Source organism: Rhodopirellula sp. UBA1907, assembly GCF_002337565.1.
In the GTDB taxonomy this organism is placed as follows: domain Bacteria; phylum Planctomycetota; class Planctomycetia; order Pirellulales; family Pirellulaceae; genus Rhodopirellula; species Rhodopirellula europaea.
Genome location: NZ_DDGH01000072.1, coordinates 54,670 through 55,834 on the forward strand (window position 1 = coordinate 54,670; position 1,165 = coordinate 55,834).

The 1,165-nt window shown below is 57.7% G+C and carries 1 protein-coding gene; it reads right to left on the reverse strand.

The genetic code is table 11. From position 1 onward, the window contains the following. Positions 1-43: 43 nt before the first annotated feature. Entirely contained in the window at positions 44-979 is a 936-nt protein-coding gene (locus B2R17_RS15565; RefSeq protein WP_286764704.1) for an alpha/beta fold hydrolase, read from the reverse strand. Between the last annotated feature and the right edge of the window lie 186 nt (positions 980-1,165).

Genomic DNA, 1,165 nt, shown 5'->3' on the forward strand with positions numbered 1-1,165 from the left:
ATCGGCTGGACCGCCGAGGGTGTTCGCGATCCACTGCCACGGATCACGCCGCACCGATGCGCTCCTTGACGCGGGCGAGCAATGAATCAATCGCGGCCAAGGTTTCTTCGGGCGAGTCTTCGATCACATAGTGACCGGTCGTTGCCAATTCCGTGACTTCCGCATCGGGCCAAACGGCTTCGAAGCGTCGCAGACATTCCGGTCGAAAACACCAATCCTTCATTCCCCAAATCAAAGAGATAGGTAGCGACGCCAGGTCCGGCAGATCGGACTCCAACTGCCGAAGCGTCTTCATCGTGGGATGAGAATCATTCAAAGGTATGTCACGGACAAACCGATCGATCGCGACTCGGTTCTGCCAGTTGTCATAGGGAGCCAGCAATCCCGCTGCGACATCGGGTTTCATCTTCGTTCGCGACATGGCCATGGTGACCGCCGCGCGTGCGAACAAATTCAATCCGCGAACCGCGGGCGTGCCCAACACGGGCATCCGGCACGCGGCAATTCGCTGAGGCATGTATGGCGGTGGGAACGCAGCCGTGTTCAGCAACCCAATCCCAGCCAAACGTTCTCGGCGAGCATGCATGGCTGACAAACCAATCGCACCACCCCAATCGTGAGCGATCAGGACCACGTTCTTCAGATCCAACTCGTCGACCAACCGAATCAAGTTATCTCGATGGGCGGCCATCGTGTACGGGAATTCATCCGCCGACGGTTTGTCACTGCGACCGCAACCAATGTGATCGACCGCGATCACTCGTTGCTGCTTGCCATACCGCTCGATGATTCGCCGGTAGTAAAAGCTCCACGTCGGATTGCCATGCACACAAACAAAGGTTGGCTCGCCATCGGAAGATCTGACATCGGAACTCGCGAGGTCAGAACCGGCCGCCGTATCGATGTAGCGCAAGGTGTGACCGTCGATGGATAATTCCGACGACGGGTGAAGAAACAGATCGCTGGCAAGATTCGTCATGGCGGCTAGTTTCGACGATCCGCGGCGATTTGACGAGAGGCGGCAATTCAAATCTCGGTCGCCATCCGCTTACGATTCTCCAGGCGGTTCGAACCTCTCGCCGGCTGGCTCATTCAGCTGGCTTGTTCAAGATCCGGCCTTCTCGGCTCGTTCCGCCCAAAATTTGCGAGCCGCCCGAACGTAGGG